The 7,986-nt window shown below is 49.4% G+C and carries 1 protein-coding gene; it reads right to left on the bottom strand.

The window, feature by feature from the left end; genetic code table 11:
• The coding region (locus AC6EJC_RS26555) for a non-ribosomal peptide synthetase (protein WP_444956495.1) at positions 1-7,986 on the bottom strand (7,986 nt) is incomplete at both ends.

Genomic DNA, 7,986 nt, shown 5'->3' with positions numbered 1-7,986 from the left:
GTCACGCCATGACTCCGTAAGGTACGAGCCAATCGGTTGGCTCGTTCATTCAGCTCGCGGTAGGTCAGCTCTTCTCCCTCGAAGAACAAGGCCGCCTGCTCTGGTGTTTGCAAAGCCTGCGCTTCAAACAAACCGTGAATTGTCTGCTCGCTTGGATACGCTGCCGCCGTATCTCCCCACACGCGCAGGATTTGCTCGCGTTCTTGCTCGGTCAATACATCCAGCTCACGTACAGGAATATTCGGGTTCGCCGTTACCTGCTCCAGCAGCTGCACCAGGTGCCCCTGAATTTTCTCTATACCTTCGTGTTCAAAGACCTGTGCATTGTAGCCAAATCTCATCTGGATTGTATGTCCTGGCATAACGATCAAATTGAAATCATAGTTCGTTTGCTCAATCGACTCTGCTCCCGTAATCGTGAAGCTTGCTTGCTTATCATCACCCAGCTGTTCAATTTCTTTCTCCACCGGATAATTTTCAAAAATCATAATATGGTTAATCAAATCTTGCTTGAGTTCTGACAAGCTCTGAATTTCATACAGCGGATACGTGTCATAGGCATGGGAAGCTATAGATTGCTCCTGAATTTGCTGCATCACTGCTGAAAACAGACTTTCCTTACGGCTGCTAATGCGTACAGGCACCGTATTAATGAACAGACCGATCATATGCTCTACATTTGGAATATCTGCGGGGCGTCCAGAGACGACACTACCCAACACAACATCATCTGTACCGTTATACTTTTGCAGCAATATCCCCCACACCGTCTGGATCAACGTATTGATCGTCACCTGATAACGCTGGGCAATCCTCTGAATTTGGGTTGTCAAGCCTATCCCCAGATCAAAATCAAGCCGCTCCGCCTGATAACCTGTTTTGCTCTGCATATTAGCTTGAGGTAAATGAACCTGCTCCTCATACCCATCCAGGTATGTGATCCAGTAATGTGAAGCTTCCTGATGATCCTGATGCTCTAGCCATTCAATATACTGACTGTACGGCGTTACAGGTGCTAGCTCCGGCTGTTTATTGTCAAGAATTGCAAAGTAGCTCGCAAACACTTCATTGGTCAATAGCGACAAGCACCAACCGTCCATCACAATATGATGGAAGCTCCATATAAAACGATACGAATCCTCACCCGTGCGTAAAATAGCAACACGCATCAAGGCATCCTGCGCCAAGTCGAAGCCTCTTTGTTTGTCTTTGTGCGTAAATTCGCGGATATAATCGTTTCGCTCCTCTTCCTGCGCATCCCGTAAATCCTCTACGTATAGCTCACTGCGTTTATGCCGATACACGACCTGAAGAGGCTCCTCTTTCCAGCCGCTATAGAAATTCGTCCGTAAAACTGTATGTCTCTGAACCAGCCTATCCAGACTTGCTCCAAACGCAGCGATATTAAACTGTCCCTTCATATCAAAGGAGGACTGTTCAAAATACACCTCGGATTGCGAATCCAGCAGGCTATAGAACAGCATACCCTTCTGCATCGGTGTCAACGCGTATACATTTTCCAATTCACCTACTGGTGCAGCTTTCTCAGCCATTTGCTCTAACTCACCGATCGTCAAGCCCTTGAAGGACACATCACTCGGAGTCAGCTCCGGCTGTTCCTGAGCGGTACAATGCACAATCACTTCTTGCAAAGCGGATTGCAGCAATCCCGCCACGTGTTCGATTGTTTCTTTACGATACTGCTTGCGGCTGTAAGCGATAGTCAATCGCAATGTACTCTCTGAGATCAGCGCGTTCAAATTCAGCGTGTACGGCAATTTCGATTGGGGATCGTCTGTCTCGCCTGCTCCATAGGAGGACAACATAATTCTGTTGTTTTGCAAATCCTGATCCACCTGACCCAAATAGTTAAAGCCGATTTCCGGTTCTGCTAAAATTGTACGTCCATGTTTCTCTGCGGCCGCTTCGGATAAATAGCGCCAAGTGCCGTACGTCAGCCCTTTATGCGGAATCCGGCGCAAGCCTTCCTTCGTTTCTTTGATCCGCTGTGCCAGCGTCAGCCCTGAGCCCGTTTCCAGCAGTACCGGGTACAAACTGGTAAACCAGCCAACCGTACGTGTGATATCTACATCGGAAAGGATCGCTTCTCGACCATGACCTTCCAGATTCACCAGCACATGATTTGTTCCCGTCCAGTTATGAATCGCCAAACCTAGCGCAGTCAGGAGCAGATCATTGATCTCCGTGCTATAGGCGTGATGCGCTTGTTTCAAGAGCTGCTGTGTTTCGTCTTCCGTCCATTCTACCGTTAGCACTTCGCTGTCCGAGTTCAAGGAGTCTTCATAGGCAAAATCCTTAGGTAGTGAGGCTGCCTCCGCTTTGGCCAGTTCCTGTTGCTGCCAGTATATTCCGTCAGATTCGGCGGCTGGACTGTTAGCATAAGCTGACAGCTCTCGTGCCCAGGTTTGGAAGGAATCTGTTTTGAGTGGAAATTGCACAGGCTGGTTCTTGATTGCTTGCTCATAGCCCGTGGAAAAATCCTCAAACAGAATCCGCCACGATACCCCATCTATCACTAAATGGTGTACAGCTATCAACAAATGATCGCCATCGGCACAACGGAACAAACCAAGCTTTACCAGAGGTCCTTCGGCCAGGTTGATGCTGCTTTGAATTTCAGTCGCCTTCGCTTCAAGTTTCTCAGTATACGTCGTCAGTTCAAGAAAATCTGTGGTTTCCAGCGTATACAACGATCCTTCCTCTACACTGCGTGTCCAAGCTTCATACCCGGAGGGGGTCTTGTAGAAAACCGTACGTAGCGCATCATGATGCTTCACGATATTATCCATGACCCGGCGAACCGCTGTCTCATCAAAGCCTGCGGCGTTATAAAGCATTACATCCTGATTAAAGTGCTGCGGACGCTCACGTTCCTGCGAAAAGAACCAGTGCTGAATCGGGAGTAAAACTGTTTCTCCACTCACTTCTCCCTGATGCGTGATCCGACTGACCTCACAAATATGCGGAGCCAGTGTTGCTACCGTTGGATATTGGAACAAATCCTTCATGTCCAGCTTATAACCTGTCTGGAATACACGGGATGCAATTTGGATCGCCTTGATCGAATCCCCGCCCAAGTCAAAGAAATTGTCCAAAATACCGATGGTCTTTACACCCAGCACCGACTGCCAGACCGCCACCAATGCCCGTTCCGGGGCTGTACGCGGCTCTGTATAATCTACTCCCCTTTGCAGGTTGCCTTCCGGTGCTGGTAATGCTTTGCGGTCGATTTTTCCATTTGGACTCAGCGGCATCCGCTCTAGCTGTACAAAGTACGATGGCACCATGTAGCTTGGCAACTTCCGGCCCAGCTCACTTCTTAGCTCACTTACGTCAATGTTCTGTCCAGCCACATAGTACGCCACCATTTGCTTTTGACCTGCCTCGTCCGCACGAGCTATAACAACCGCTTCCCGTACGAACTCTACTTTCTGCAACTGCGATTCGACTTCGCCCAACTCAATCCGGTAACCACGGATTTTCACCTGATGGTCGATCCGGCCCAGATATTCGATATTGCCGTCAGGCATCCATCTCGCCAAATCTCCAGTGCGGTACATGCGCTCATAGCCCGCTTCGCCACTCGCAAACGGATCGGCAACGAATTTCTCAGCAGTTAGTTCCGGACGATTTAGATAGCCACGTGCCACACCCACACCGCTGATGCACAGTTCACCCGCAACTCCAATCGGCTGCAACTGTTCCGTACCTTCCTTCACGATGTACAGACGAATGTTTTGAATTGGCTTCCCGATTGGAATAATTGCATACGCTTCGGTTGGCTCGCAATCGAAATACGATACATCCACCGTGGCTTCCGTCGGTCCGTATAGGTTGATCAGCTTCGCTCCAGCGATACCTGATACAAGGCGTTGGAAACGCGCCACATGTTGCGGCGGCAACGCTTCGCCACTGGCAAACACGTGTTTTAATGTGCCAAGCTTTGCTTGCACGACCTTCAGTGGCTGCTGCTCTACATACTCTAGGAACGCATGCAGCATCGCAGGTACAAAGTGCATCGTGCTCACACCATCGCGCGCAATCGTCTCCATGATGTCCTCGGGATTCTTTTCACCGCCAACAGACAACAAGCTCACCTTCAAGCCGACAATCGACCACCAGAACAGCTCCCATACCGATACGTCGAACGTAAAGGCGGTTTTTTGCAAAATCGTATCTTCCTCACTCAAACCATACCGATCATGCATCCACAAGACCCGGTTGATCACCGAATGATGCTCGACCATCACGCCCTTCGGTTTTCCAGTCGAACCAGAGGTATAGATGACATAAGCTACATGACGCGGCCCTGCTAATGGTTCCAGATTCGAACCATTTTCATGATAAATATCTTTGCCATCCAGTATCAGCATCTTGCCGTCAAAGCTCAGACTCGCCTGCTCTGCCAGATGCGATTGCGTCAATACCAATCTCGCTCCCGAGTCCTCCAGCATGAAACGGATACGATCCGCTGGATATTCCGGGTCAATCGGCACATAAGCTCCACCTGCTTTGAGAATCGCATAAATACCCACGATCATCTCCAGCGAGCGTTGTACCAGAATGCCTACAGGCTGATCCGCTTCCACTCCTTCCGCACGTAACGTCCGTGCCAGACGATTTGCCCGTTCGTTCAGCTCACCGTAGGTCAGCGTCTCTGCTCCGAACAGCACGGCCGCCTGATCCGGAGTTCGCGCCGCCTGTTCCTCAAACAGTGTGCTTAGCGTCTGATTCTGCGGATAATCTACTACCGTCTCTCCCCAAACCCCAAGGATTTGCGCCTGCTCTTCAGGTGTCACCAGTTCCAGCTCGTCAACTCGAATATGTGGATTCTCTACAACTTGCCCGATCACATGTAACACATGTCCTTGCATGCGCTTCACCGTAGCCCGATCGTACACATTGGCGTTATATCGGAATATGATTTTGAACACTTCATCCGGTATCACCATCAAGTCCAGATCATAATTCGTCTGTTCAACAACCTCTACATTCGTAATCTCAAAAGCAGACGGCTGTACCTCTCCAATCTGTTCGACCTGCTGCTCCACCGGGTAGTTTTCAAATACCATAATGTGATTGATTAAGTTCTGCTTCTGGTCGGTCAACCCCTGAATTTCATACAACGGGAAGCTGTCATACCTCCCCGAAGCAAGTGCCTGTTCCTGCGTTTTCCGCATGACTTCTGCAAAGGTGGTGTTCCTTTCGCTTTGAATCCGAACCGGGATCGTATTAATAAACAAACCGATCGTGTTCTCCACGCCATTGATGTCAGTCGGACGACCAGAAACGACACTACCAAAAATTACATCCTCATTATTGTTGTACTTCTGTAAAATGAGGCCCCATATACTCTGTATCAGCGTATTGATCGTGACCCACTGCTGCTTTGCAATCCGGTGCATGGCTTCACTACATGTACTGTCCAGCTCAAGCGTTAGTTGTTCAGGAATATATTCAGATGACTTAGCTGCTGAAGATGTTAAATACTCTTCGTCGTCTTCGGCCTGTTCCTTCCGGGAGACATCTTTTCCAGGTAGCAAAGTCTGCTGCTCAAAGCCTGCCAGATAGCTGCTCCAGTAGTCTTTTGCCGCACGTTCATCCTGACGCTCGAGCCATTTGATGTATTCTCCATAAGATGTGACCGCTGTAAACTCCGGCTGCTTTTGTTCTAGAAGCGTAAAGTACGTACCGAACACTTCACCTGTGACCAGCGACAAGCACCAGCCATCCATCACAATATGGTGGAAGCTCCAGACCAAGTGATACGTTTCTTCTCCTGTCCGCAAAACCTTTATGCGCATTAGCGTGTCGGTATCCAGTTTAAAGCCTCGAGCTTGATTTTGCAGTTTAAAGCTCTGGATATACGTCTTTCGCTCCGCTTCCTCCATATTGCGCAGATCCTCGAAGGAAAGCTCACTGTCTTTGTGACGGAATACCAACTGCAAGGGCTCCTGATCCTGCAAGGTATGGAAGTTCGTCCGCAACGCCTCATGCCGCTGTATGAACACATCTAGGCTCTTACGAAAAACATTCATGTCAAAGCTACCCATTAAATCAAACGAGACCTGCTGGAAGTACGCGCCCGACTCCGGCTCCATCAAACTATGGAAAAGCATTCCCTTTTGCATAGGCGAGAGCGTATAAACATCTTCCAGTTCTCCCACATGGGCTGTTTGCGCGGCCAGTTGTTCCAACTGCTCCAGCGTCAAGCCTTTGAACAGCACATCACTTGGCGTCAGCTCGCTCTGTTCTTTGGAAGCGCAATGAACTATGATTTCCCGTAAGCTTTCCTGAAGCAAGCCTGCGAATTTCTCCACATTCTCTTTGTGATACACTTTGCTGTTATAGCGAATTTCCAGAGTCAATACGCCCGCCGTGACTGCTCCGTTTATATTAAGTGGCTGCTCCAAAAGGAAGCTGCCACTTATCGGCTCTCCGCCCTTATGAGAAGAAAACACGATATCGCTATTGTCCACATCCTGATCAAATTGTCCCAAATAGTTGAAGCTGACTTCGGGTTGGAACGTCAATGCTTCTAGGTTCGCATCCTGAGACAAATATTTCAAAATACCGTAGCCAATGCCCTTGTGCGGTACATGACGCAAATCTTCCTTCACCCGCTTGATTCGCTGTCCCACTTCTACCTTTCCGTCAACATCGAGCAGCACCGGATATTGGCTTGTAAACCATCCCACCGTACGTGTGATGTCGATATCCGGAATGATCGCTTCCCGACCGTGTCCCTCGAGATTGACCAGCACGCGCTCTTGACCGCTCCAGTTGTACAATGCTGTGCCGAGTGCAGTTAACAGCAGATCATTGACCTCTGTGTTATACGCCCGGTGTGCCTCCTGAAGCAATAGTCGTGTTTCCTGCTCACTCCAGGCCACTGTCACGGTCTCACTGTCTCTCAACAGAGAATGCTGTCCTTCCGCTCTCTCATGATCCTTAGGTAACGATGCGAGTTCCGTTTGGGCAAGGTTCTGCCAGTATTCACGTTCCGATTCCATGGCCGGACTATTCGCGTATCGGGACAAACACTCTGCCCAAGCGGAGAATGAATCCGTTTTGTATGGCAGACGAATGGCTTCTCCCTGAACGGCCTGTTCATACCCGGTTGCAAAATCTTCGAACACAATCCGCCATGAAATGCCATCTACCACCAAATGGTGAACTGCAATTAACAGATGATCCCCATCGGCACAATGAAATAATCCCAGCTTCAACAGTGGTCCTTCATCCAGACGGATCGAACTTTGGATGGCATTCGCTTTCGCTTCCATCGCCGTCATCATAACTTCGGGGTCTGCTACATTCGTCAAATCGACAATGTCCAGACTATACAGCTCACCTTCGTTTAAGCCACGGTTCCATGCTTCATACCCCTGCTCAGTCTGACGGAAAACGGTGCGCAACGCATCGTGATGCTCGGTGATTTTAACCACCGTTTGACGCAGTGCAGTTCCGTCAAAGCCTTGTGCTCTATACAGCATCACCGACTGGTTAAAATAATGCGGCTCCGCTGAGGATAGTCCAAAGAACCATTGCTGAATCGGGGTCAGTTGAACCGCCCCGGACACTACCTGCTGATCGACTGTACGGCTAACCTTGTGTACGTGACCACTCAGCAGCGAAACGGAAGGATATTGGAATAGATCCTTCATTTCCAGCTTGTAGCCAGCTTGCAGCAATCGGGAGGATACTTGAATCGCTTTGATTGAATCGCCGCCCAGATCGAAGAAATTGTCCAGAATCCCAACTCTCTTCGTACCCAATACCGACTGCCACACCGAAACCAACATCTGCTCCAGTGCTGTGCGTGGTTCTATATAATCCCCTTCGCTTTGCAGGCTGCCTTCGGGTGCTGGCAATGCCTTGCGGTCTATTTTGCCGTTCGGTGTCAGTGGCATGGACTCCAGCTGTACAAAGTATGAAGGTACCATATAGTGAGGCAGCTTTTCA

The sequence above is a fragment of the Paenibacillus sp. TY11 genome, from assembly GCF_059772165.1.
The sequence above is the reverse complement of the archived record's forward strand: the minus strand, read 5'-3'. Positions and strand labels throughout refer to the sequence as shown.